The following is a 24,050-nucleotide window of genomic DNA, read 5'->3' on the forward strand; positions in this document are numbered from 1 at the left end:
CAAAGCGAAGCGTGCCCACGTAAACCCGATGATGGGGGGAGACCGTGGGCACGGCGCCAACGCGCCTTTGCCCACCCTACGGCACCTCGTTACTGCTTCGCCTTCTTCGCAGCCGTCACCTTCGGCTCGCGCTTCGCCCCCTCCAGCGCGCTGTCTTTGCCGGCCTTCAACACCTCGTCCGACAGTTCGCTTGAGCCCGCGATGCGCGCCAGAAGCATCGTGCCGGCCATCGTGGCCAGCGTTGCGATCGCCTGTTTTCGCGCGGCTTTGCGCGGCAGGTTCGGGATGAAATCGGCCATCATCTCGACCATCTCGTCGAGCTTGCTGGCAAACGCCTTGCGCGTCTTCGGGCTCTCGCGGGCGATCTCGGCGCCGAGCGCCGGGATCGAGCAGCCATGGCCGGGATTGTCGCGGTGGAGCGCAGAGAGATAGGCCTCTGCGATCAGCGCCAGCTGCTTTTCGGGCGCGGCCTCGCCGGTTAGCTTGCGCCAATGCTCCATCGAGCGGTCCATGGCGTAGCCGAAGGCCTCGATCACCAGCGCCTCGCGGGAATCGAAATGCGCGTAGAAGCCGCCATGGGTCAGCCCGGCCTCCTTCATGAGGTCGGCGACGCCGATGCCGTGGGCGCCCTTTTCGCGCAGCCGCACCGAGGCCTTCTTTACGATGCGGTCGTGGGTTTCCTGCTTGTGTTCCCGGGAATAGCGCATACGGGTCTCATTGAATGTCGGAGATCATCTCATAACACAGAAAAGGACCCGGCGTTGAATTAAATCATGTTAAGTTGTTGCGCCGATCATGGAAAAGGTTGCAGTTGCATGGACCGCGAGCGCGCCCTTGCCGTCGCGGACAAATCCCTCGGTGTAGCTGGTCTGGCGTCCCAGCTTGATGATTTTACCTTCCGCCGAGATCAGCCCCGACCGGACCGACAGGGGGCGCAGGAACGTCATTTTCAGGTCGAGGGTCACCGACGACTGCCCGGCCTGAAGCCGCGTCGAAATCGCGCAGCCCATGGCGGTATCGATCAGCGCCGCCGCGGTCGCCCCGTGCAGCAGCCCGATGGTATTTTCGAGGTCCTCGCGCGGCTCCAGTTCCATGACGATCCGGCCCGGCTCGACCACGGCCATGGTGAAACCAATCAGCTTTGCGAAAGGCGGCGGCGGCAGCAGGCCATCGCGGATACCCAGCATGGCGTCGATGCCCGAAAGTCCCATCGCCACTTTCGCGACCGGCGCAGGCACCTGCCAGTCCACCACGCGCTCGCGCCTCTGGGCGGGCGAAAACAGGTCGAGTTGATCGTTACCGGTCATGAGGCGTCTCTTTGTATGATGAATATCATACTATACCGCGGACTTCGCGCTGGCAACTCCGCCTCCCGCCCGCTTGACAAGCGGAGCGTTTCGGCCCGGAAGTGATCACGACCGGCGCGTCTCGCGCAGGTCCACGAAACTTTCGAGACCCACGATGGAAATGCTCAACAACCACTGCGGCGTGACGCGCGACGCGCGCGGCGTCGTCCATGTCGCGATCTGCAATGCAGGCCCGCTCAACATCCTCGGCTCGCCCGTGACCGACGCAGTGCGCGAAGGCTTGCAGCAGCTGGCCACCGATCGCAGCATCCGCGTCGTGGTGCTGCGCGGCCAGAGCGAGAAGAGCATGATCGGCGGCGCCGACATCAAGGAGATGGCGAAGCTCGAGCAGAAATCAGCCGAGGCCTTCATCAGCCGCCTGCGCGATCTCTGCGAGGCCGTCCGCCAGTTTCCGGCCCCCGTGATCGCGCGCATGCCCGGCTGGTGCCTCGGCGGCGGGCTCGAAGTGGCCGCAGCCTGCGACTTCCGCATTGCCGCGCATGACGCGCATTTCGGCATGCCGGAGGTGCGGGTCGGCATCCCCTCGGTGATCCACGCAGCCCTGCTGCCGCGCCTGATCGGCTGGGCCCGCGCGCGCTGGCTGGTGATGACCGCGGAGAACATCGACGCAGCCACCGCGCTGGCCTGGGGCCTGGTGGACAAGGTCGCGCCGGAAGGCGGGCTCGATGCCGAAGTCGAGCGCGTCGTGAATGCGCTGCTCGAATGCGGCCCGGAGGCGCTGCGGTCGCAGAAGGCGCTGCTGCGGCAGTGGGAGGAACTGCCGTTGACGGAGTCCGTGAACCTCAGCGTCAGGGTGTTCGGCGAGTCGTTCCTGACGGATGAGCCGACGCGGTTGATGGGCGCGTTTGTGAACCGGAAGCGGTAACGCCACCTCCTCCGATCGAACGACCAAATCTCATCCGGACTACGACAATTTCTCATGCCGGCCGCGGTTGCATTTTTTGCGCCGCATCATATGATGATCATAATCTTACCCATCATCGCAGGGAGTTTTTGTCATGGCCGAAGCCGCCGATCCCGTCGTCATCGTTTCCGCCGCCCGCACCCCGCTCGGCCGCTTCATGGGCGAACTCTCGCCGCTTCCCGCGCACAAGCTCGGATCGCATGTGATCGGGGCTGCTCTGGAGCGCGCGAAACTTGCGCCCGAGAAGGTGGACGAGGTCTTCATGGGTTGCGTATTGCCGGCCGGACAAGGCCAGGCGCCCGCTCGGCAGGCTGCGCGAGCAGCCGGACTGCCTGACGCGACCGGCGCCACCACCGTGAACAAGGTCTGCGGCTCCGGCATGAAGGCGACCATGCTGGCGCACGACATCATCCGCGCGGGCTCGGCCGAGATCGTGGTCTCCGGCGGCATGGAGAGCATGAGCAACGCGCCGTATCTCTTGGCAAAGGCGCGCGGCGGCTATCGCGCCGGCCACGACCGCATCATCGACCACATGATGATGGACGGCCTCGAGGACGCCTACGAGACCGGCCGCTCCATGGGCGATTTCGGCGAGGCCACCGCTGAGGCCTACCAGTTCACGCGCAAGGACCAGGACGCCTATGCAATGGAGACGCTGAGCCGCGCCCGCAGGGCGGTCGAGGGCGGCGCGTTCAGGGCCGAGATTGCGCCGATCACGCTGACCGAGAAGGCCGGCCCGCGCATCGTCACCAATGACGAGCATCCGCTGAAGGTCGATCCCACAAAGATCCCCGGATTGAAGCCGGCCTTCCGCGCCAACGGCACCATCACGCCGGCGGCCTCCTCCGCGAATGCCGACGGCGCGGCTGCGCTGGTGCTGACGAAGCGATCGCTCGCCGATCGCAATGGGCTGCCGGCGATCGCCGTGATCAAGGGCCACGCCACCCACAGCCAGGAACCGCAATGGTTCACGACGGCGCCAATTCCGGCGATCCGGAAGCTGCTGGACAAGGTCGGCTGGAGCGCGGGCGATGTCGACCTGTTCGAGATCAACGAGGCCTTTGCCGTCGTCGCAATGGCAGCGCAGCGCGATCTCGGCATTCCCCGCGACAAGCTCAACATCAACGGCGGCGTCTGCGCGCTCGGCCATCCCATCGGCGCCACCGGCGCGCGGCTGATCGTGACGCTGCTGCATGCGCTCGAGGCCAACAACCTCAAGCGCGGCGTTGCGGCGCTCTGCATCGGCGGCGGCGAAGCCACCGCGATCGCGGTCGAGCGGCTTGCACACTAGCCGCCCCTGATGTCTGAAATAGAGGGAAGTCTGTCATTTAAGACTTCCCGCTTCCATGCCAGACTGCAACAATGACGCGGGTCTCCCTGAGTCCGCCAACCACGACGAGGCCCAATGATTTCGAACTGGCTCGCGGCAGCGCTCGACCGTCGCAATATCCACTACGGCTGGGTGATGGTCGGCGTGACCTTCCTCACCGCGCTGATCAGCGCCGGCACGGTCGGCGCGCCCGGCGTATTCATCGTCCCCCTGCAGAAGGAGTTCGGCTGGAGCACGGCAGAAATCTCCTCCGCGCTTTCCATCCGCTTCATTCTGTTTGGCCTGATGGCACCGTTCGCGGCCGCTCTGCTCAACCGCTACGGCCTGCGCAACGTCACGCTCACCGCGCAGCTCATCGTCGTCTCCGCACTGGTGGCTTCGCTCGGCATGACCCAAGTCTGGCAGCTCGTCTTGCTGTGGGGTGTCGTGATCGGCATCGGCACCGGCATGACCGCGCTGGTGCTGGGCGCCACCATTGCGACGCGCTGGTTCGCGGCACGGCGCGGCCTCGTCATCGGCATCATGACCGCGAGCGTCGCCACCGGCCAGCTCGTGTTCCTGCCGCTGCTCGCAAGCCTGACCGAACGCTTCGGTTGGCGGCTGGCACTCGGCTTCGTCTGCATCGCGCTCGGCGTTTCCGCCCTCGCAGTCCTGCTCGCGATGCGCGACCGGCCGAGCGATGTAGGTCTGCGTCCGTTCGGCGACGAGGGCACCGCCCCCCTGCCCGCCCCGCCGGTCAGCCACGGCTCGATCACGGGCGTGGCGCTCGGCACATTACGCGATGCCTCGAAGTCGAGCGCGTTCTGGATCCTGTTTGCGACCTTCTTCGTCTGCGGCGCCTCGACCAACGGCCTCGTCCAGGTCCACCTCATCCCGATGTGTCTCGATTTCGGCATCCCGCAGGTGCAGGCCGCGAGCCTGCTCGCTGCGATGGGCATCTTCGATTTCTTCGGCACCATCATGTCGGGCTGGCTGTCGGACCGCTACGACAACCGCTATCTGCTGTTCTGGTATTACGGCCTGCGCGGCCTCTCGCTGATCTTCCTGCCCTTCAGCGATTTCTCGTTCTACGGCCTGTCGATCTTCGCGATGTTCTACGGCCTCGACTGGATCGCGACGGTGCCGCCGACGGTGCGGCTCACCGCGCAAAAATTCGGACCCGAGCGCGCCAACCTGGTGTTCGGCTGGATTTTTGCCGGCCATCAGCTCGGCGCCGGCACCGCCGCGTTCGGTGCGGGCCTGTCGCGGACGCTGCTGCAGAGCTACCTGCCCGCCTTCTTCATCGCCGGCGCGCTCTGCGTGTTCGCTTCGCTGATCGTGCTGGCGCTGTCGCGGCAACCGAAGGCCGAGCCGAAGCCGGCGATGGCCTAGTACCGGATCGTGGTGGTGACGCCGAACACTGCGGCGTCACCGATCCGCGCAACGCCGGTCGCATCGTTCGGATTCGAAATGCCGCCTGAAGGGCGGAACACGTATTGGAAGTAAGGCGCGATCAGCCAGCCCGGCTTAATATACGCCTCGTAGATCATCTCGATCAGGGTCTCGTTGCTGCGCACGGGGCTCTGGACCCCCGTGAAGAGCTGGGTGTCGACGTCGAAATCGCGGGCGGTGTTCGAGATCCGCATGTAGGCCGCCGCCACGCCGAACCGGTCGAGCGGGCGGCCGGGAACGAAGCCGACGAAGCCGATACCACCGTCAAGATAGAGATCGATCAGATTGCGGTCCGGCGGACTGTAGGCAATGCGGCCGAACGCGGTGACGCCCGGAATCGAGGCCGAGGTGGTGTTCTCCCTAACCTCCGGCGGGCGGTACAGCACCTGCTCGATCACGGCGAAGATTCCGTAATTGCCGCGAAGTCTTGCCGGAACGCCGCTTCCCGAGGGATCGGCGATCGACAGACCCCCTGCCGTGAAGCGCTGGCTGTCGAACGAGCCATAATGCTTCCAGGCCCCGGGCGTGAAATTGCCGGCGAACGGACGGCCGCCGATCTCGATGTCGTAGTTGAAGCGGACCTGCCCGATCACCCAGGGCGGATCGTTGACGCGGAACGCGAGACCGTGATGGTCGCGCAGCTGTGGATCCTGATCACCCGGGCCCGAGGGATCGCCGTTGAAGACAGCGCCGAACAGGGTGACCCGGTCCGACAGCGTGGCCTTCACCCGGATGCCGGGCACCGCGATCGGCGGCGCCGGGCCACCGGCCGGGAGGTTGGAAGCCTTGATCGCAGGCCAGCCGAACGTGCCGTTGATGAAGAGGTCGTCGGTCTGGCTGTCGAAGAACTCGACATCGGCCGCCTGCTGGCCGGCCCGGATGTTCAGGCGGTCGCCCAAAAAGCTCTGCTCGAAATAGGCGTTGTAGAGCCGCTGGTCCGGCAGCGCCTCGATCTCGCTGATGGTGGCGAGATTCATCACATAGTTGCGGGAGAGCCCCTGGCCGTAGATCACGAATGCATTGGCGTAGAAACGCCCGCCGGTCCAGCCGACGAGCTTGTCCAAATCAGCATCGACCGACAGGTCGAGGCGGCCGAAATGGATGGCGCCGCGCCTTACGCCGCCGGAGACGTTGGCGATGTTATCCGCGATGTAGGTGGCGCCGAAATTGAGACCCTTGTTGGCAAGGCCGTCGTGCCATTCGTTGAACCATTTTGGCGCCAGCCATTCGGCCGCGCTTTCGTCCTTGGCTCCGGCGAACGCGCTTGTACTTGTCGCCGCGCATGCCAGCGCGATCGCACATCGCAACGCAAAGCTGTCGGCAATCCCGATCACGGCTGCTACCGGCCAGCCAACGCTACTTGAAGATACCAGTGCGGCGCATGAACAGATAGGCCGCCCCGATCGACGAGGCCATCAAGACAGCCGCCCAGAGAAAGCCGCTCTCGACGTCGGTGAGCGGCAGGCCCTTGGTGTTCATGCCGAAGATGCCGGTGATCAGGGTCGGCGGCAGCAACAGCGTCGTCACGATCGAGAGCGTGTGGAGGTGCTTGTTGCTCTCCTCCTCGTTCTTGAAGCGCAGCTCCTCCTCGAGCAGCCGGCTGCGCTCGCGCAGCTCGACGATGTCGTGGTCGAGCCCGTCGAGCCGCTGCGCCAGCTTGCCGGCCTGGATCCGCAAGCCTGGTGACAGATGATCGGTGTTCGTCTGGTCGAGGCGGTGGAACAGCACACGTAATCCCGTGAGCTGGCGATGCAGCCTGACGCAGGTGCGGCGGAGGCGGCCGAGATCGCGCCGCATCTCCGGCCTTGCCTCGTCGGCGAGGATCCGCTCTTCGATCTCGTCGATCTCCTGACCGAGCTTGTCGGCCATCCGGTCGAGCGTGTCGGCGACCTCGTCGACGATCTTCTCCAGGAGGTGGGCGACATTGTCGACGCGATAGCCGCCTTCGAGCACCCGGCGCGTCGCGTCCGCCGAGCACAGCGCCTGATGGCGGCCGGAGACCAGCAGACGCTCGGTCATGGCGAAGCGCAGGAACGCGGTCTCCTCCGTGGCGCTGTCGATCTCGCGCACGAGGTCCGAGAAGACGCCATAGATACAATGCTCGATGACGTGAAGCTGCTGGAACGTGTCGTTCGAGAGCAGCAGCTCGCGCGCCAGCGGCGGCAAATGCGAAGCCGCGATCCACGGCCGTGCGCGGGCGTCGGTCAGGTTGAAATGCAGCCAGAGCCGGCCGTCATGGCTGAACTCGATCGGCTGGTCGACCGGCAGCGGCTCGGCGCTGCCGTCGCTGTGCAGGCGGAACGCCCAGACGAGGCCCGGGATGGCGGGTTCGGTGCTCGATATCGCACTGACAAGCTTTGCCGCCTCAGCCATGGCCAACCCCAACCGTCCGCAAGCATCCCGGATCCGGAAGATGGCTGACGGCATCGTCCGGATCCACGCGGGGTACTCAATTACGCCGACGTTACAGTTTGATGATGGCGACCTGCTCCGCCGCCAGCGTGAGCACCGGGCGAGCGGCTACGAGGATACCAAGCGCACCCTGAAATGCGAAAACAACCCCATGCACAGTAGAGGGCGCGTGCAACATCAACAACTTACGTTTTACCGAATTATGACTTGACCCGTCGGGCAAAACAGGCTTATATTTGCATCATCCAACATTGCCCAAATCGTGATCTCGCCTCGGACGGTCTGCGGCGCATGCGGCACGGCCGGCATCAGCAATCCCGGCAGTGCGCACCGGCGCCCGGGACAGGTCCGCCCCGCTCTCGACGTCCTCGATGCGAGGCGCGCAAGAAATCTCCCACACTACGCTCCGTTTCCACGGCGAGCGTAGCGGCTGTCGGATGCAACAGCCGGGCAGCCTGACCACCTGGCCAGGCCCGGCCTCCTCACCAAGCGGACCAAGAGGAACGAGTTTCCTTTGGAGCGGTTCTAGAGTGGACGCAGCCCCCAAGACGAGGTTCTCGTGCCCCAGCCTTCACCCACAACGATGGTGCCGATCGTCTTGACGATCAACGGCGTCCGCCACGAATTGTCGCTCGCCCCCTGGGTCACGCTTCTCGATCTCCTGCGCGAGCGGCTGGGATTGACCGGCACAAAGAAGGGCTGCGATCAGGGACAATGCGGCGCCTGCACGGTCTTGATCGACGGGCGACGCGTCAACGCGTGTCTCGTTCTGGCGGTCGCGCGAGACGGCGCCGACATCACGACGGTCGAAGGGCTTGCCACGGGTGACGAACTCCATCCTCTGCAAGCCGCTTTCATCGAGCACGACGCATTCCAGTGCGGCTATTGCACACCTGGCCAGATCTGCTCCGGCGTGGGGCTCATGCAAGAAGGCCACGCCCATACCCGTGAAGAGATCCGGGAGCAGATGAGCGGCAACATCTGCCGCTGCGGCGCCTACACCAACATCGCGGACGCCATCGAGGACGTTATCGCACGGCAATCCGCAAGTCGGGAGGCCGCGGAATGAACCGGTTTGACTACATCCGCCCTGACACGATCGCCGATGCGGTCGCGGCTCTGGCTGCCTTCCCCGGCGCAAAGGCGCTGGCCGGCGGGACCAACCTTGTCGACCTCATGAAATACGACGTCGCGACACCCGCGCGCGTCGTGGATATCAACCGCCTTCCCCTGAAAGCGGTCGAAGACACGGCCGACGGCGGCCTGCGGGTCGGCGCGCTGGTGACCAACAGCGACCTGGCATGGCATCCGCAGATCGCAAAGCGTTATCCCCTGCTGGCCAGCGCCATCCTCGCCGGCGCTTCCGGGCAGCTCCGCAACGCGGCGACGACCGGCGGCAATTTGCTCCAGCGCACGCGCTGCTATTACTTTTACGACACCTCCACGCCGTGCAACAAGCGTGTGCCCGGCTCGGGTTGCAGCGCGATCGGCGGCGTCAATCGCATTCACGCGATCCTCGGTGCAAGCGATTCCTGCATCGCCGTTCACCCCTCCGACATGTGCGTTGCGCTGGCGGCACTGGACGCCGAGGTCGAGGTCGAAGGACCCCAGGGGCGACGCATAATCCCGTTCGCTCAGTTCCATCGTCTGCCGGACCACAACCCCGAGCTGGACAACACGCTCGAACCGGGCGACCTCGTGACCGCCATCATCCTGCCGGCGACCGATTTCGGACGGCATCACACCTACCTCAAGATTCGCGATCGCTTGTCCTACGCATTCGCGCTGGTGTCTGTGGCCGCTGCCATCGCGATCGAAGACGGGATCATTGGAGATATCCGGGTCGCCCTGGGCGGCGTTGCGCACAAGCCGTGGCGTGACCGGAACGCAGAGCAGCGGCTACGTGGCGAGCCGCCTTCGGAAGCCACATTTCTCAGGTTTGCGGAGGATGTCCTTCGTGAGTCCGAAGGATGCGGCCAGAACGATTTCAAGATCGAACTGGCTCGCCGCACCATCGTGCGGGCACTGATGCAGGCCACGCGCGGCACCCCGCAAGATCAGTCCGACAAAGTCGTCCGTTAAGGAAATACGCCAGTGGAAGCGCTTCAGTCCAATATCGCCCATATCGGCAAGCCGACCAGCCGGGTCGACGGCAAGCTCAAGGTCACCGGCCGTGCCCGCTACGCGGCGGAATATCCCGCTGCCGATCTGTTGCACGGCGTGATCGTTTCCGCGACCGTGCCCGCGGGGCGCATCACGAAGCTCGAGTTGGACCGGGCCCGCGCCGTTCCCGGCGTCGTGCAGATCTTCACTCATGAAAACCGCGGCAAGGCGGCGTGGCTGGACCGAAAATGGCGCGATGAGGTTGCGCCCCCCGGCCATCCGTTTCGGCCCCTGCATTCCGACCGCATTCTGTTCGACGGGCAACCGATCGCCCTCGTCGTCGCCGACAGCTTCGAGGCCGCGCGCGACGCGGCCTCCCTGGTGCGTGCCGAATACGATATCGACGATTTCTGCACCGAGCTCGAGGTCAGGCGCCCGGAAGCCTACGACCCGCCGGAGAAGCGAAGCGGCATCCCTCCTCCTCCCGAGCCGCGGGGCGACGCGGAGGACGCTTTCGACCGGGCTAAGCACCGGATTTCTTCCGAATACCGTATCAATGCCGAGCACCACAACCCGATGGAGCTGTTCGGCACGACGTGCGTGTTCGAAGGCCCGGGCCAATTGACGATCTACGAGAAGACGCAGGGGTCGCAGAACAGCCAGGGCTACGTGACCTCCGTCTTCGGACTCAGATCGAAGAATGTCCGTGTCATCAATCACTATGTCGGCGGCGCTTTTGGCGCCGCTCTCCGTCCCCAGCAGCAATTGTTCTTTGCTGTCATGGCCAGTCTCGAGCTGAAACGCTCCGTGCGGGTGACCCTGACCCGATCGCAGATGTTCTATATCGGCTATCGCCCCGACACCTATCACGCGATCGCACTGGCAGCCGACAACAAGGGTCGGCTCACGTCGATCATGCATGATGCGGTGGCCGCGACCTCCCATCACGAGGATTACCAGGAAGCGGTCGTGAACTGGTCGGGCATGATGTACCATTGCGACAACGTCAAGCTCAGCTACGCTCTCGCCAAGCTCAACACCGCCACGCCGTGCGATATGCGCGCGCCCGGCGCGAGCGTCGGTGTCAACGCGTTCGAATGCGCGATCGACGAGCTTTGCCACGACGTCGGCATCGATCCGCTGGAGTTCAGGCGCATCAATTTCGCATCGATCGACGAGAACACCGGCAAGATGCTGACGTCGAAAGCCCTGCTGGAGTGCTATCAGCAGGGTGCCGCCGCCATCGGCTGGGACCGGCGCCCCGTCAAGCCACGGTCACTCAAGGATGGTCGGGAGCTTGTCGGATTGGGCATGGCCACCGGCATGTGGGACGCCTTCCTGATGAAGGCGGCCGCCGAGGCAAAGCTGACCGCCGACGGGCGTCTCGAAGTCTCGACGGCGGCCTCGGACATCGGCACGGGCACCTGGACCATCCTCGCGCAGATCGGAGCCGATGCACTCGGCCTGCCGCTTGAAGCGATCACGTCCAGGATCGGCGATTCAACGCTGCCTGCCTCGCCCGTGGAAGGCGGCTCGTGGACCGCCGCCTCCAACGGATCGGCCGTCATGGCGGCCTGCGAGGCGATCAAGGCCACGCTCTTCAAGCATGCCAGGGCGATGACCAACTCGCCGGTGGCGCAGGCCGAGTACGACGATGTCGTTTTTGCCGGCGGCCGTATTGCGCTCAAGAACGATCTGGCTCGGAGCCTGTCGTTCGCGGAGGTGATGCACGCGGCCGATCTGGCGGAGATCACCGAGACGGGCAAAGCAGCACCGAGCCTGCTGCAAATGAGGAAGTATATCAGCTACACCCATTCGGCCGTGTTCGCCGAGGTACGGGTGGATGAGGATCTCGGCGTGGTCCGCATTCCCAGGATCGTCTGCGCGGCAGCGGCCGGCCGCATCATCAATCCGAAGACCGCGAGGAGCCAAATCCTCGGTGGCGTGGTGATGGGGATCGGGATGGCACTTCACGAGGAAGCCATGACAGACCACCGTCTCGGCAAGATCATGAACCACAGCCTGGCCGAATACCACGTTCCGGCTCATGCCGATATCGCCGACATCGAGGTCATCTTCGTCGACGAGACCGACGAGAAGGTCAGCCCGCTGGGCGTCAAGGGCCTCGGCGAAATCGGAATCGTGGGAACGGCGGCGGCAGTCGCCAACGCCATTTTCAATGCGACGGGACGACGCGTGCGTGATTTTCCGATCACCCTGGACAAATTGCTCGCTTGAACCCGCGCGAGCAGCCAGCTCTCTTATAGGTCCGCCGCTCGCCTGCGCGCCTGCCCGGGCGAAATGATGCGGTCCAGGACCGCGTAATATATATTGCCGTTAGACTCCCCGGCCTAAACGTGGACAATGCGGCCCAAGCGCTTCGCGCGCAGTGCACATCAAGATGCGCCAGGGGAAACAAAATGCCGGCTGCCTTCCCGTCGTCCGTACCCGCCATCCCGACCGTTCCCCTGACCGCGCAGATGCGCGAAGCCTTGCGCGAGATCGTCGGTGAGAAAGGCCTGGTCGAGGACGAGCACGGCAAGCAGCCGTTCGTGACGGACTGGCGCGGTCTGCTGGTGGGCGATGCCGGCGCCGTGGTCCGGCCCGGCAGCACCGCAGAGGTCTCGAAAGTCGTCGGGCTTTGCCATCAGCACGGCGTCGCCATCGTGCCGCAGGGCGGCAACACCGGCCTGATGGGTGGGGCTACGCCCTGGCCCGCGCACACCGGCATCGTGCTGTCGCTTGGCCGGATGAACCGCATCATGGACGTCGATGCCGTCGGCTACGCGATGACGGTCGAAGCGGGTTGCGTCCTGCAAACGCTTCAGGAGACGGCGGCCGCGCATGACAGGTTTTTGCCGCTCAGCCTCGGCGCCCAGGGCTCATGCATGATCGGCGGCAACCTCTCGACCAATGCCGGCGGCGTGCAGGTGCTGCGCTATGGCAATGCCCGCAATCTCGTGCTGGGGCTCGAGGTCGTGTTGCCCAATGGCGAGGTCTGGGACGGCTTGCGCGCACTGAAGAAGGACAACACCGGCTACGACCTGAAACACCTCTTCATGGGCGCCGAGGGCACGCTTGGCATCATCACCAAGGCCGTGCTCAAGCTGTGGCCGGCGCCGAAGGATGTCTGCACGGCGTGGCTGGCGGTCCGCGATCCCCGCGCGGCACTGGAGATCCTCTCCGAAGCGCACGCGGCCTCCGAAGACAGTGTCGGCTCCTGCGAGTTGCTCAGCCGTGCGGCCATCGACCTCGCCTTGCGCCACATTCCCGGCACCCAGGATCCGCTGAAAACGGACACGGCATGGTATCTTCTGCTCGAATGGTCGTCCGCGCGCCCGCGCCAGGACGGGGCCGAGGGCATGTCCGGAAAGATGGAGCAGTTCCTCGCCGATCAGCTCGAAGCCGGCCGCGTGATCGATGCCTCCATCGCGCAGACCGTCGGTCAATCGCGCAACATGTGGCGCATCCGCGAAGGGATGGCAGAGGCCTCCCGCGCCGAGGGGCCGGGGCTGAGCTACGACGTGTCGGTGGCGATCTCGAAAATTCCTGATTTCGTCGACAAGGGCCTCAAGGCCGTGCTCGACATTCTCCCGAGCATTCGCCCCTACCCGCTCGGGCATATCGGCGACGGCAATCTGCATTTCTCGTTCATGGGACCTGTCGGCATGGACCAGCAGACGTTAAACCAGTACACGGCCGCCATCACGCGGGCCGTGAACGATCTCGTCACCTCCATGGGCGGCTCGATCTCGGCGGAGCACGGCATCGGCATCGACAAGCTCGACGAGCTCAGCCACTACCGCTCGAAGACCGAGCTCGACATCATGCGCACCATCAAACGCGCGCTCGATCCGCAGAACATCATGAACCCGGGCAAGGTGCTGCGGCTGTGAACGGCGCCGGGCGCCTCTCCAAGCGAGAGGACCGCGGTGGCGCGTCAGCGGGGAACCGAGGTCACTTCGCGTCCTTGTTCAATTCGATCGCGACCTCCGACATCCAGGATCCCGGAGCCTCCATCAGGAACGACTGATGACTGGCCTTGGTCTGGATCGTCACCAGCGCAGCCACGGTGTTTCCCTCGATCCGCGCCTCGATCAGCCCGTCCTTGTTGGTGCCGTAGACCTTGCCGCCCTGCCGGTATTCGCTCTCGAACCAGTTGCCCGAAAGCTCCGTCCCGCTCTGCTCGATATTGGCGGACAGGACCATCTTGTACGCATCGCTCGCGCAGCGCAGGTCGAGCGTCAGCGACCGGCCAGGCCTGGTGACGTTGTACCCCACCTTGCAGCGAACTTTTTCACGCGGACCATCCGACGGCTTCATCGTGCCGATGCCGGACCATGCGCCGGCGAGAGCGTCGAAGACCGGCTCGGCGCGTAACGGGCTGATCCCGGCGAGAGCGAGACACATCGCGCCGACGCCGATATGCGCCGCCATGGACTTCAACAGCATCTGCAAATCCTGATCCGTAAAATCTCGGCGCGTCCTACCCGCGAACAAGCGCAGGATGTTGGCGAAGATGTTTACAAATGTTGCGGAGATTGCCTGAACGTTGCCGCCGTCATTGCCCGCAGCAAAGCGCGCTGTCGCGCCCCGGACGCAGCGCCCCTTCGGTGCGCTGCAGAGCCGGGGGTCCATGTCGCTGGATTGCGCTGCGTCGCTTTGTGGGCACCGGCTCTGCGGAGCGGCATTGCATGCTGCACCGCGTCCGGGACACGGAACCTACGGCCGGATCGTCATGTTCTCCGGCGGTCCCGCCTTGCGCAACGGCTCGGCGAGCCTTGCGAACTCGCACAGCAGCGACCTCGTTTTCCGGGGATCGATGATCTCCTCCACCCAGAACTTTTCGGCCGAGCGGAACGGCGAGCGCAGCTTGTTGAGGCGCTGCTGGATTTCCTCCAACTTGGCGCCCTTGTCCTCGGCCGCGTCGATGTCGGCGCGGTAGGCGGCTTCGATGCCGCCCTCGAGCGGCAGCGAGCCCCAATAGGCCGACGGCCAGGCATAGCGGATCGAGAAGCGGTCGGCCGGCTGGTGCACGACGCCGGCGACGCCGAAGGCGTTGCGCAGGATCACGGTGCACCAGGGCACGGTGGTCTGGTTGACCGCGGCCATGGCGCGGACGCCGTGGCGGATGGTCGCCGCCTTCTCGGCATCAAGGCCGATCATGAAGCCCGGACAATCCATGAGATAGACGATCGGCAGATGGAAGGTCTCCGCGAAGTCCACCCAGCGCACGACCTTCTGGCACGCATCCGCGGTCCAGGAGCCACCATAGTGAAAACTGTCGCTGGCAAGCACCATCACCGCCCTGCCCTCGAGCCGGGCGAGGCCCACGATGAGCGGCTTGCCGAAATTCCTGGCGACCTCGAAGAACGAGCCTTTGTCCACGACGGACTCGATGATCGGGCGGATCTTGTAGACCTGCTTGCGGTTGCGCGGCACCGCATTCATCAGCGCTTCTTCGCTGCGCTCCGGATTGTCGGCGCAGGGCACGGTCGGCGGCAGTTCGTAGACCGACGACGGCAGATAGGAGAGAAAGCGCCGCGCGCAGGCAAACGCTTCTTCCTCGGTGTCGACGGCATGATCGACCGCACCGGCGCGGGTCTGGATATCGGCGCCGCCCAGTTCTTCCTTCGAGAGATCCTGCCCCAGCGCCTTCACGACAGGCGGGCCCGCGACGAACATCGCAGACTTCCGGGTCATGATGGAATAGTGGCTGGCGGCAAGACGCGCGGCGCCGAGCCCTGCGACCGAGCCGAGCCCGAGAGCGACGACCGGCACGCGCGACAGGTTTTCCGTCGTGAAGCGATACCAGCGGGTGCCGCCGATACCGCCCGGCAGGTTCGCCGCGCCCTTGGTCTCGATGGTCTTGACCGAACCGCCGCCGCCGGAGCCTTCGATGATGCGAACGATGGGCAGGCGGAAGTCGTGCGCCATCTCCTCCGCCATCAGCGGTTTTGCGGAGATGGACGCATCGGCCGAGCCGCCGCGAACCGTGAAATCGTCGCCGACGACCACCACTGTGCGGCCGTCGACGCGCGCGCGGCCGAACACGCAGTTCGCCGGCGTCAGTTTCTGCAGCTCGCCGCTGGAATCGTACTCACCGATGCCGGAGACGGCACCGATCTCGTGAAAGCTGCCTTTGTCGATCAGCTTGTCGATACGCTCCCGAACAGTCAGTCGGCCCTGGTCATGCTGACGCTTGACCTTGTCAACGCCGCCCATCTCCCGCGCGAAGGCTTCGCGCCGGGCGAGCTCGTCGAGTTCCGGCTTCCAGTTCATTCACTCCCTCCGAATTGATCGGCTTGTTATTGTTGTGCACGGCCATTGCGACCGGTTTACGCGGGATACGGGCGTTGAAGACGTCGCCTTCGGCGCCCTCCATCAGGCTGCCGAGCGAACGGCCGAGCGTGAGCATCAGCGGCGCGACCTCGTCATGCAGGCGCTGCTCGTCGTACATCGCCGAGAGCAGGCCGATCGTGATGACGACGAAGGTCTGGTACTGCGGCGACCAGATTGGCACAGCAAGGCCGTTGATGTGCGGACTCCACAGGCCGCAGGCCACGACATAGCCGCGCTCGCGCAGCGACTGCCTGTTGGCCTCGATGCGGGGCTTGAGGATTTTTGCAGCCTCCGGCGCTTCACGCTCCATGTCGGCGATGAAGGCATCGCTGATCTCGGGCGCCAGCGCCGCGGTGTAGGCCGCGCCCGCGGCCGTCGAGGCCATCGAGATTCGGCTGCCGGTGCCCTCGTGCAGGCCGAGTGCAGAGGCCGAGCGCGCGAACTGGAGATAGACGAGATGAAAGCGATCGGGAACGACGAAGCCGACCGTGCCCGGGAGCTGCTCGGCGACTTCCTGGAGCCGCTGCCGGATCATGCTGCGCAGCTGCGCGCCCTTCATCATCGAGGCGCTCATCGCCACCGCGCTCGGACCGATGCGATATTTCTGGTCGCGCGGCAGATAGACGAGCTGGCCCATGCGTGTCAGCGTGTGCGTGAGCCGTGACACCGTCGAACGCGGCAGGCCGCAGCGATTTGAAATCTCGAGATTGCCGAGCCTGCTTTCGTGGCCCTCGAAGCATCGCAACACGTCGAACGCGCGCGACACCACCTGGATGACATCACCCTCACCGGCATCGCCAGCGAGCGCACCTTGCCTACTCAACCGCTCTGAACGTCGTCCCATGTTCCCTACCAGTTGTTCCGCTGTGCGGAATTAAATTCCACTTGCAGACGACGCTACCTCAGGCATTTTGCGACGACAACAAAAAGGCGATGGCATGCCAGAAATTAAGATCGTCACGGAGGTCGCAGGTCGCATCTGCGCAACTCCCGTGCAAGTTGGAGGAACCGTTGCGGATGGTGATGAAATTGTGGTGGTCGAAGCGATGAAGATGGAGATACCTGTGCCCTCGCCCGCAAGCGGCACGGTCAAATCGCTTCTGGTCAAGCTCGACGAAATCGTTGCGGAGGGACAGGCGATCGCGATCGTCGTGAACTGACTGCATTATCCGCGCTTTCCGCGACATTCTGTCAGCTTCATTTCTGCACGCATGGTACGGCGTTGCCATCGCCCGATCGCGGTGACATGATCTTTCTCAAACAAACTGTGTTTCAAACAAAGAAAGAAAATCTTCGCGGCAAACGCGGGGATCATTGGAGGGAAACATGTTTCGTGGGCTGCTCATGCTCGCGCCCGCCTTGGTTGCGGGCATTTCTTTTGCGTCTACACGCTATGCCTTCGCCGAAGACATCAAGCTGCCGGCGACATTGACCTTCACCGCCTATGACACCGGCACCGCCGGCTTCAACATCGCGGTCGGCGTCGGCAAGATGATGAAGGACAAATACGCGACCGACGTGCGCGTGCTTCCCGCGGGCAACGACGTCGCCCGGCTTGCGCCGCTGCGCGCCAAGCGCGCGGCCTCCGCTGCGATGGGCTCCGGCACCTATTTCGCGCAGGAAGGCGTGTTCGAGTTCGGCTCCAGGGAATGGGGCCCGCAACCGCTCCAGATCCTGCTCTCGACCGTCGATTGCAATTGCGGTTCGCTTGGCGTCGCAGCCGATACCGGCGTGAAAGATCTGAAAGACCTGAAAGGCAAGCGCGTCGGATTCGTGGTCGGCTCGCCCGCGCTGAACCAGAATTCGCTCGCGGTGCTCGCCTTCGCCGGCCTGACGCAGAAGGACGTCAAGGTGGTCGAGTTCGCAAGCTACGGCGCGATGTGGAAGGGCCTGATCAACAACGACACCGATGCCGCCTTCGGCACCACCATCACCGGCCCCGCCAAGGAAGCCGAGACCTCGCCGCGCGGCCTGATCTGGCCGCCGCTGCCGGCCAAGGACAAGGACGGCTGGGCGCGGATGCAGAAGGTGGGCTCGTTCTTCTTCCCGCAAGTTGCGACCTGCGGCGCCGGCATCTCGCCGGAGAAGCCGATCGAGCTCGGCAACTATCCTTACCCGATCTTCGTGGCCTATGCCTCGCAGCCGGCCGATCAGGTCTACGCCATCACCAAGGCGATGATCGTGAATTACGACGCCTACAAGGACTCCGCGCCCGGCGCCGGCGGTCTTGCCGCCGACCGCCAGACCAAGAACTGGGTGGTGCCGGTGCATCCCGGCGCTGTGAAGGCTCTGAAGGAAGCCGGGCAATGGAGCGACGCGCAGGACGCCCACAACAACAAGCTGATCAAGCGGCAGGAGGTGCTCGGCGCCGCGTGGACCGAATACGGCAAATCCAATCCGCCCGCGGATGACAAGGCGTTCCTCGAGGGCTGGATGAAGGCGCGCGCGGCAGCGCTGGCCAAGGCCGACATGCCGAACGGGTTCGACGAATAATCGTCAGCGGTTAAATTACCCACGCGCGGGGTCGATCATGTCTGCTTCAGTCTCCACCGCCCCGCAGGACGAGGCCAGGCGGGTCGTGTTCGACGATCCGCATGGCGCTGCCGCAAACATGCAGGAAGCCGAGGTCACGCGCGTTCGCACGCTGCAAGGCGGCTGGCGCTGGATGCTGATCGTGGCGACCGCAGCGACCATCCTGCTCTGCATCAACCAGCAATTCTCGCTGCGCTTCTTCATCGGCTATACCCAGCTCAACACGGAGTATTTTTACCTCCTGATCGCCTTGATGCTGCCGTTCACCTTCCTGATCTTCCCGGGCACCGAGCGTGCGCCGCTCGATCGCATTCCCTGGTATGACCTCGTCTTCTTCATCGTGACCTTCGCGGCGGCATTGCTGCTGATGTCGAATGTGCGCAAGGCCGCCGAGGCCGGCTGGGAATTCGGCGGCGCCCCGAACACCGTGATCGGCGCAGGCCTCGTGATGTGGGTGATGCTGATGGAGGCGCTGCGCCGCACCGGCGGCTGGAGCCTGCTGCTGAGCGTGCTGCCCTTCACGGTCTATCCGCTGTTCGCCGAATCCGGCTGGCTCGGCCCGTTCCGCGGCACGCAATCGACGCTGGAGCAGGCCACCGCCTATCACGTGCTCTCCGGCGAGAGCCTGCTCGGCATTCCCATCCAGGCCTTTGCCGACACCGTGATCGGCTTCCTGGTGTTCGGCACCGCCTTAATGATGACCGGCGCCGGCAAATTCTTCATCAACCTCGCCTTCGCTTTGTGCGGCACCTTCCGCGGCGGCGCGGCAAAAGTCTGCATCTTTGCCAGCGGCCTGCTCGGCATGATGTCGGGCTCGATCATCTCCAACGTGCTCACCGCCGGCACCATGACCATTCCTGTCATGAAGAAGAGCGGTTTCCGCGCCTCCTATGCCGGCGCGATCGAGGCCTGTGCCTCCACAGGCGCGGTGCTGGCGCCGCCGGTGATGGGCGCCACCGCCTTCGTGATCGCGCAATTCCTCAATGTCAGCTACGCCGATGTCGCGATCGCGGCGATCATTCCGGCGACGCTGTACTACATTGGCCTGTTCATGCAGGTCGATTCCTATGCCGCGCGCCATGGCTTGAAGGGCATTCCGCGCGCCGAGCTGCCGCGGGTCATGGATACGATCAAGGACGGCTGGTACTACGTCTTCGTCATCGCGCTGCTGATCGTGATGCTGCTTTACTTCAAGCGCGAGAGCCACGCGCCGTTCTACGCCACCGCGCTGCTGCTGGTGCTCAACCAGCTCTTCTCGAAGGACACGCGCTGGACGCTCGGCACGATCGGCAAATTCCTGGAGGTCAACGGCCGCACCTTCGTCGAGCTGGTCGGCATCCTCGCCGGCTGCGGTCTGCTGATCGGCGCGTTCTCGATGACCGGCGTGGTGTCGAGCCTTGCCAACGATTTGCTGCACATTGCCGGCGACAATCCGTTTCTGCTTCTCGGCATGTGCGCGCTGACCAGCCTCATCCTCGGCCTCGGGCTGACGACCACGGCCTGCTACATCTTCCTCGCCATCCTGGTCGCGCCCGCGCTGGAGAAGCTCGGGCTGAACAAGATGGCCGTGCACATGTTCATCTTCTACTGGGGCATGCTGTCGTCGATCACGCCGCCGGTCGCGATCGCCTCGTTCGCCGCCGCGGGCATCGCCGGCTCGCCGGCGATGAAGACGGGCTGGGAATCGATGTGGGTCGGCAGCATCATCTATTTCATCCCGTTCTTCTTCGTGCTCAATCCGGCGCTGGTGCTGCAGGGGCCAAGCCCCTACCTCGCCGGCCTCGGCCTGATGGGACTTGCCGCGTTTGGAACGCTGTTCATCTGCGGCGGCATCCAGGGCTACCAGCCCTTCGTCGGCGACCTCCGCGGCGCGGGCGCGCTCGAATGGCCGCTGCGCGTGCTGCTGGTGATCGGCGGTTTTGTGGTCGCCACCCCCGGCGGCGGCATCATGCCGCTGTCACAGATGCAGGTGACGCTGCTTGGCCTCGCCATCCTCGTGCCCACGGTCCTGGTCGCCCTGCTGCTGGTTCGGCGACAATCGCCAGTGCCTGACGGGTTGCGCGTGCCCTGATTGCGTTGCACAAGGGAGGCGATGACATCGCCTCCCGCCTCCGCCTGGACCCGCTCGAAGCCGCCTTTGCTGCGGTTTCTGAACTCCTGCCTCAACGAATTCTCTGCTGAAACGTCCGGCACTGTCGCCGACTACATCCCCGAGCTCGGCAAGGCCGACCCTGCCTATTTTGGCATCAGCCTCGCGACGCTGGACGGCCATGTCTACGAAGTCGGCGACTCCAGGGTGCCCTTCACCATCCAGTCGATGTCAAAGCCGTTCGTGTTCGCGCTGGCGCTGGATCTTCTGGGCGCAGGCAAGGTCGAGGGCGCGATCGGCGTTGAACCCTCCGGCGATCCCTTCAACTCGATCCGGCTCAACGCCGAGAACCATCCGTTCAACCCGATGGTCAATGCCGGCGCGATCGCCTGCACCGGGCTGATCTATGACAGCAAGGGCCCCGAGGCTTTCGAGCAGATCCGGCTCGCGCTGAGCCGCTTTGCCGGGCGCGATCTCGCGGTGGATGAAGCCGTCTACACCTCCGAGAGCCAGACCGGCGACCGCAACCGCGCCATCGGCTATCTGCTCAAGACCAACGCGGTGATTTCCGACAATGTCGCCGGCGTGCTCGACGTCTATTTCCGGCAATGCGCGGTGCTGGTCACCGCGCGCGACATCGCGGTGATGGCGGCGACGCTCGCCAATCGCGGCGTCAATCCGGTCACGGGCGAGCAGGTGCTGACGCCATATGCGATCTCGCGCACGCTCTCGGTGATGACGTCGTCGGGCATGTACGATTATGCCGGCGAGTGGATCTACCGGATTGGCATCCCCGCCAAGAGCGGCGTCGGCGGCGGCATTCTGGCCGCCCTGCCCGCACGGCTCGGCCTCGGCAGCTATTCGCCGAAGCTCGACAAGCACGGGAACAGCGTGCGCGGCATCAAGGTCTGCGAGGCGCTGTCCTCGCATTACGATCTGCACATGCTCAACCGCAGCGACGACGCGCGCAACGCCGTCATCGCCGACTACGACATCGGCAAGAGCCCGTCGCGGCGCGTGCGCCGTCCGCAGGAGCGCGAGATCCTCTCCGCCCATGAGCAGGAGGTGCGGGTCATCGAGCTGGTCGGCACGTTGTCGCTCTCCGCGGTCGACTACATCTCGCGGCGGCTCGCCGGGCGGCCGCGGCCCCAATTCGTGATCTTCGATCTCCACCGCGTCACCTCCACCACGCGCGCCGGTGCCCGGCTCGTGGCCGAGGCGTTCGAGGAACTCGCCGCGCTCAATGTCACCGTGGTCTTGTCCGGCGTCAGGCGCGCGTCGAAGGAATGGAACAGCTTGCGCGAATGGACCGCGGAGCTGAAGAACGTCCGCGACTTCTACCTGCTCGACACCGCGATCGAATGGGCGGAAGACCAGATCGTCTACCGCTATGGTGGCTCGATCGATTTTCACGAGACCATCGAGCTTGCCGAACAGCCGCTGCTCGAAGGTCTCGGCGCGGACGAGATCGCGGAGCTCGGCGCGATCTGCACCATCAGGACCTATCCGTCCGGGGCGAAGATCCTCACCACCGGCGATCCCGCCGATTCCCTGTTCTTCCTGCGCAGCGGCGCGGTCCACGTCACCCTGCCGGACGGCGTCCGGCTGGCGACCCTCACCGCGGGCATGGCGTTCGGCGAGATGGCGCTGCTGGAGCAGACCCGCTCGGCCGACGTCTTCGCCGACATGGCGGCGACGGCCTTCGAAGCTCCGCTGAAGGATTTCGAGCGTTTCCGCGAGCAGCACCCGCGGGCCTCCGAGCGGATCATGCGCAATTTGGCGCAGCTCCTCGCCGACCGCCTGATCGTCGCCAACGCCAAGGTCGATATCCTCACGGCGACCTGAGCGCTATCGCGCCAGCCTCGCGCTGATCTTGGCCTTGCTCGCCGCGAGCACGTCCGACGGCTTGCGGCCCAGCGCCGAACACAGGCAGGCCCAGTAATAGACGACGTCACCGAGCTCCTCCGCCATCGCGGCCTGATCCAGCGTGCCGTCGCGCAGCAGCTTCTTGATGTGCTCGGCGACCTCGCCGGATTCCCCCGTGAGACCGAGGCCAAGATAAGCCAGCCGCTCGCTGGCAGGCGGCTGCGTGACCTTCGCAGCCGCCGCAGCCCAATCAGCATAGTCGTCGATGGTCATGCGCCACGCCCCGCTTGCCTATCCCACCACTTCCGTGACCGGCTGGAGGTCGATCTCGAACGTCTCCAGGAATTTCGAGGTCATGATGTAGAAGCCGACCGAGAGCTGCAATTCGACCAGCGCGGCCGGCGTCAACTTCGCGGCGATCGCCTTGAAGGTCGCATCCGTCGGCTTGTTCAATTTCACGATCTCGTCGGTGAAAGCGAGCGCGGCGCGCTGCACCTCGTTGAAGCAGGTCGCCGCCTGCCAGTTCTCGAGCGCCTCGTTCTGCTCGTCGGTGACGCCGACATTCTTGCCGATGCGCTTGTGCGCGACGATCTCGTACGGCGCCTCGCACAGAATGCCGGTGCGGGTGATCGCAAGCTCGCGCACGACCGGATCGAGCTCGCCCTTGTGGCGGATGGCACCGCCGAGACGGCAGTACTGCTCAAAATAACTCGGCGAATGCGCCATCATGCGGAAGATGTTGGCGTGGCGGTTCTTGTCGAGGATGTCGCGGGTGCGGTCGGACGCGTTGATCGGATCGCTGTAGAGGATACGGGCCATCAGTCACCTTGGGGCTTGGTCTTGTTGTCGTTTTTGACAGCCCCAAGATTATTCTTGCACCAGCACAAGAGCAATATCGTCGCGTGAGGCCGTCTCCTTATCGGGAGGGCCATCGCATATGGCATTCTGCACGACCTGAGCGCGCGCCTCGTCCTTCGAGACGACCGCTTCGCGGTCTCCTCAGGATGAGGCTAAGCGGCATCGGCGCTCGTCAAAACTACGGCTGCACATTCGGTCCTCATCCTGAGGGCCCGCCAACGGCGGGCGTCTCGAAGGATGGCCGCCAAGCGAGCTTCCCGCCACGTTCTCCTTCAGATGCGGTAGCCCTGCCCTTATCCCTGCGTCTTCGGCACCGGGAACGGCGTCGAATCGGCAAAGCGCCTGACGATGTTGGTCACCAGCAGGGCCGCCACGTTGTCGTAGCCGTCCACCGGCAGCGCGCCGATGAAATTCATCGAGCCGACGGAGAACACCGCGCCGCCGTTCGGCGTCTCGAAAAAGGTCAGGTCGGAGCGGATGATGTCCTCGCGCGAGGCCGGCCAGGTGTGGTCGTAGCGCTCTTCGTTGACGGGCTGATAGGTCGCATCGGTCAGAACGGCGCGGCCGATGATGATCGCATGATGCGGCGTGCCGAGGCGGGTGTCGGCCCGGTCGAGCTCGTGGCCGGCGGCGCCGCCGCCCATGAAACCGCGCTCGCCGAGCTTGGCGCCGGGCCTTGCCAGATCCTCGATGCCCTCGCGCATGAAGGCCACGCGGGGATCGAGAACACCGTCGAGGAACGTATAGGGGAAGCCCATGTAGTCCCCTTGCGTACTGAAGCCGACGCCGACCAGCGCCTGCGGCGGGCGGCCAAGC

Annotated in this window: 22 protein-coding genes; 12 read left to right on the top strand and 10 right to left on the bottom strand. The window is 64.8% G+C overall.

The features are described from left to right. Positions 1–89: 89 nt before the first annotated feature. Both PMI42_RS20520 and PMI42_RS20525 read right to left on the bottom strand, forming a co-directional pair. A complete protein-coding gene (locus PMI42_RS20520) occupies positions 90–707 on the bottom strand; it encodes a TetR/AcrR family transcriptional regulator (protein ID WP_008137593.1) in 618 nt (205 codons plus the stop codon). Between the two features lie 69 nt (positions 708–776). Further along, the gene (locus PMI42_RS20525) at positions 777–1,307 is read right to left on the bottom strand and encodes a PaaI family thioesterase (protein ID WP_008137594.1); all 531 of its coding nucleotides are present in this window, start codon (positions 1,305–1,307) and stop codon (positions 777–779) included. 154 nt (positions 1,308–1,461) lie between these two features. Between PMI42_RS20525 and PMI42_RS20530 the strand changes: the two genes are divergently transcribed. The 3 genes from PMI42_RS20530 (at position 1,462) to PMI42_RS20540 (ending at position 4,972) form a co-directional block, all read left to right on the top strand. After that, complete coding sequence (locus PMI42_RS20530) at positions 1,462–2,232, top strand: enoyl-CoA hydratase (RefSeq protein WP_008137595.1); 771 nt, start codon at positions 1,462–1,464, stop codon at positions 2,230–2,232. A gap of 133 nt (positions 2,233–2,365) precedes the next feature. After that, on the top strand, positions 2,366–3,562 hold the full coding sequence (locus PMI42_RS20535) for an acetyl-CoA C-acyltransferase (RefSeq protein WP_008137596.1): 1,197 nt from the start codon (positions 2,366–2,368) through the stop codon (positions 3,560–3,562). Between the two features lie 114 nt (positions 3,563–3,676). Then, positions 3,677–4,972, top strand: coding sequence for an MFS transporter (locus tag PMI42_RS20540; protein ID WP_008137597.1), 1,296 nt, complete (start codon positions 3,677–3,679; stop codon positions 4,970–4,972). Here PMI42_RS20540 and PMI42_RS20545 read toward each other — a convergent pair. Both PMI42_RS20545 and PMI42_RS20550 read right to left on the bottom strand, forming a co-directional pair. Further along, positions 4,969–6,366 carry a carbohydrate porin gene (locus PMI42_RS20545; RefSeq protein ID WP_008137599.1) on the bottom strand — a complete coding sequence of 466 codons (1,398 nt, stop codon included), beginning with the start codon at positions 6,364–6,366 and terminating at the stop codon, positions 4,969–4,971. The two genes, PMI42_RS20540 and PMI42_RS20545, sit on opposite strands and share 4 nt — an antisense overlap. Positions 6,367–6,388: 22 nt before the next feature. Continuing rightward, positions 6,389–7,405: a transporter gene (locus PMI42_RS20550; protein ID WP_035966196.1), complete on the bottom strand. Its 1,017-nt coding sequence runs from the start codon at positions 7,403–7,405 to the stop codon at positions 6,389–6,391. 40 nt (positions 7,406–7,445) lie between these two features. Between PMI42_RS20550 and PMI42_RS39285 the strand changes: the two genes are divergently transcribed. The 5 genes from PMI42_RS39285 to PMI42_RS20575 all read left to right on the top strand — a co-directional run bounded on the left by PMI42_RS39285 (position 7,446) and on the right by PMI42_RS20575 (position 13,443). Next, a complete protein-coding gene (locus tag PMI42_RS39285; protein WP_157195787.1) occupies positions 7,446–7,655 on the top strand; it encodes a hypothetical protein in 210 nt (69 codons plus the stop codon). Between the two features lie 372 nt (positions 7,656–8,027). After that, complete coding sequence (locus tag PMI42_RS20560; protein ID WP_035966204.1) at positions 8,028–8,513, top strand: (2Fe-2S)-binding protein; 486 nt, start codon at positions 8,028–8,030, stop codon at positions 8,511–8,513. Continuing rightward, on the top strand, positions 8,510–9,526 hold the full coding sequence (locus PMI42_RS20565; RefSeq protein WP_008137605.1) for an FAD binding domain-containing protein: 1,017 nt from the start codon (positions 8,510–8,512) through the stop codon (positions 9,524–9,526). The genes PMI42_RS20560 and PMI42_RS20565 overlap by 4 nt, the downstream gene beginning before the upstream one ends. Positions 9,527–9,538: 12 nt before the next feature. Continuing rightward, positions 9,539–11,785, top strand: coding sequence for a xanthine dehydrogenase family protein molybdopterin-binding subunit (locus tag PMI42_RS20570; RefSeq protein ID WP_008137607.1), 2,247 nt, complete (start codon positions 9,539–9,541; stop codon positions 11,783–11,785). A gap of 182 nt (positions 11,786–11,967) precedes the next feature. Continuing rightward, positions 11,968–13,443, top strand: a complete 1,476-nt coding sequence (locus tag PMI42_RS20575; RefSeq protein WP_008137609.1) for an FAD-binding oxidoreductase — start codon at positions 11,968–11,970, stop codon at positions 13,441–13,443. A 61-nt stretch (positions 13,444–13,504) separates the two neighbouring features. On the opposite strand, the gene PMI42_RS20580 is transcribed toward PMI42_RS20575, so the two are convergent. From PMI42_RS20580 to PMI42_RS20590, 3 genes are all read right to left on the bottom strand, one after another. Continuing rightward, complete coding sequence (locus PMI42_RS20580; protein ID WP_008137610.1) at positions 13,505–13,999, bottom strand: hypothetical protein; 495 nt, start codon at positions 13,997–13,999, stop codon at positions 13,505–13,507. Between the two features lie 270 nt (positions 14,000–14,269). Then, positions 14,270–15,829, bottom strand: a complete 1,560-nt coding sequence (locus tag PMI42_RS20585) for an acyl-CoA carboxylase subunit beta (RefSeq protein ID WP_035966207.1) — start codon at positions 15,827–15,829, stop codon at positions 14,270–14,272. Next, positions 15,759–16,733 carry an IclR family transcriptional regulator gene (locus PMI42_RS20590; RefSeq protein WP_008137612.1) on the bottom strand — a complete coding sequence of 325 codons (975 nt, stop codon included), beginning with the start codon at positions 16,731–16,733 and terminating at the stop codon, positions 15,759–15,761. The genes PMI42_RS20585 and PMI42_RS20590 overlap by 71 nt, the downstream gene beginning before the upstream one ends. Positions 16,734–16,827: 94 nt before the next feature. Here PMI42_RS20590 and PMI42_RS20595 point away from each other — a divergent pair, with 94 nt between their 5' ends. From PMI42_RS20595 to glsA, 4 genes are all read left to right on the top strand, one after another. Beyond that, positions 16,828–17,049, top strand: a complete 222-nt coding sequence (locus PMI42_RS20595) for an acyl-CoA carboxylase biotin carboxyl carrier protein subunit (RefSeq protein ID WP_008137613.1) — start codon at positions 16,828–16,830, stop codon at positions 17,047–17,049. A 166-nt stretch (positions 17,050–17,215) separates the two neighbouring features. Next, the gene (locus tag PMI42_RS20600; protein WP_008137615.1) at positions 17,216–18,382 is read left to right on the top strand and encodes a TAXI family TRAP transporter solute-binding subunit; all 1,167 of its coding nucleotides are present in this window, start codon (positions 17,216–17,218) and stop codon (positions 18,380–18,382) included. 37 nt (positions 18,383–18,419) lie between these two features. Further along, on the top strand, positions 18,420–20,492 hold the full coding sequence (locus PMI42_RS20605; RefSeq protein WP_008137618.1) for a TRAP transporter permease: 2,073 nt from the start codon (positions 18,420–18,422) through the stop codon (positions 20,490–20,492). A gap of 21 nt (positions 20,493–20,513) precedes the next feature. Beyond that, positions 20,514–22,355, top strand: coding sequence for a glutaminase A (gene glsA / locus PMI42_RS20610; RefSeq protein ID WP_008137619.1), 1,842 nt, complete (start codon positions 20,514–20,516; stop codon positions 22,353–22,355). 3 nt (positions 22,356–22,358) lie between these two features. Here glsA and PMI42_RS20615 read toward each other — a convergent pair whose 3' ends face one another. The 3 genes from PMI42_RS20615 to PMI42_RS20625 all read right to left on the bottom strand — a co-directional run. After that, positions 22,359–22,649, bottom strand: a complete 291-nt coding sequence (locus PMI42_RS20615; protein WP_008137621.1) for a nucleoside triphosphate pyrophosphohydrolase family protein — start codon at positions 22,647–22,649, stop codon at positions 22,359–22,361. Between the two features lie 18 nt (positions 22,650–22,667). Next, on the bottom strand, positions 22,668–23,195 hold the full coding sequence (locus PMI42_RS20620; protein ID WP_008137623.1) for a carboxymuconolactone decarboxylase family protein: 528 nt from the start codon (positions 23,193–23,195) through the stop codon (positions 22,668–22,670). A 332-nt stretch (positions 23,196–23,527) separates the two neighbouring features. After that, positions 23,528–24,050 (bottom strand): N,N-dimethylformamidase beta subunit family domain-containing protein (locus tag PMI42_RS20625; protein ID WP_008137625.1); only part of this gene is annotated, 523 nt, incomplete at its 5' end.

Source organism: Bradyrhizobium sp. YR681 (genome assembly GCF_000282615.1).
Classification (GTDB): Bacteria; Pseudomonadota; Alphaproteobacteria; order Rhizobiales; family Xanthobacteraceae; genus Bradyrhizobium.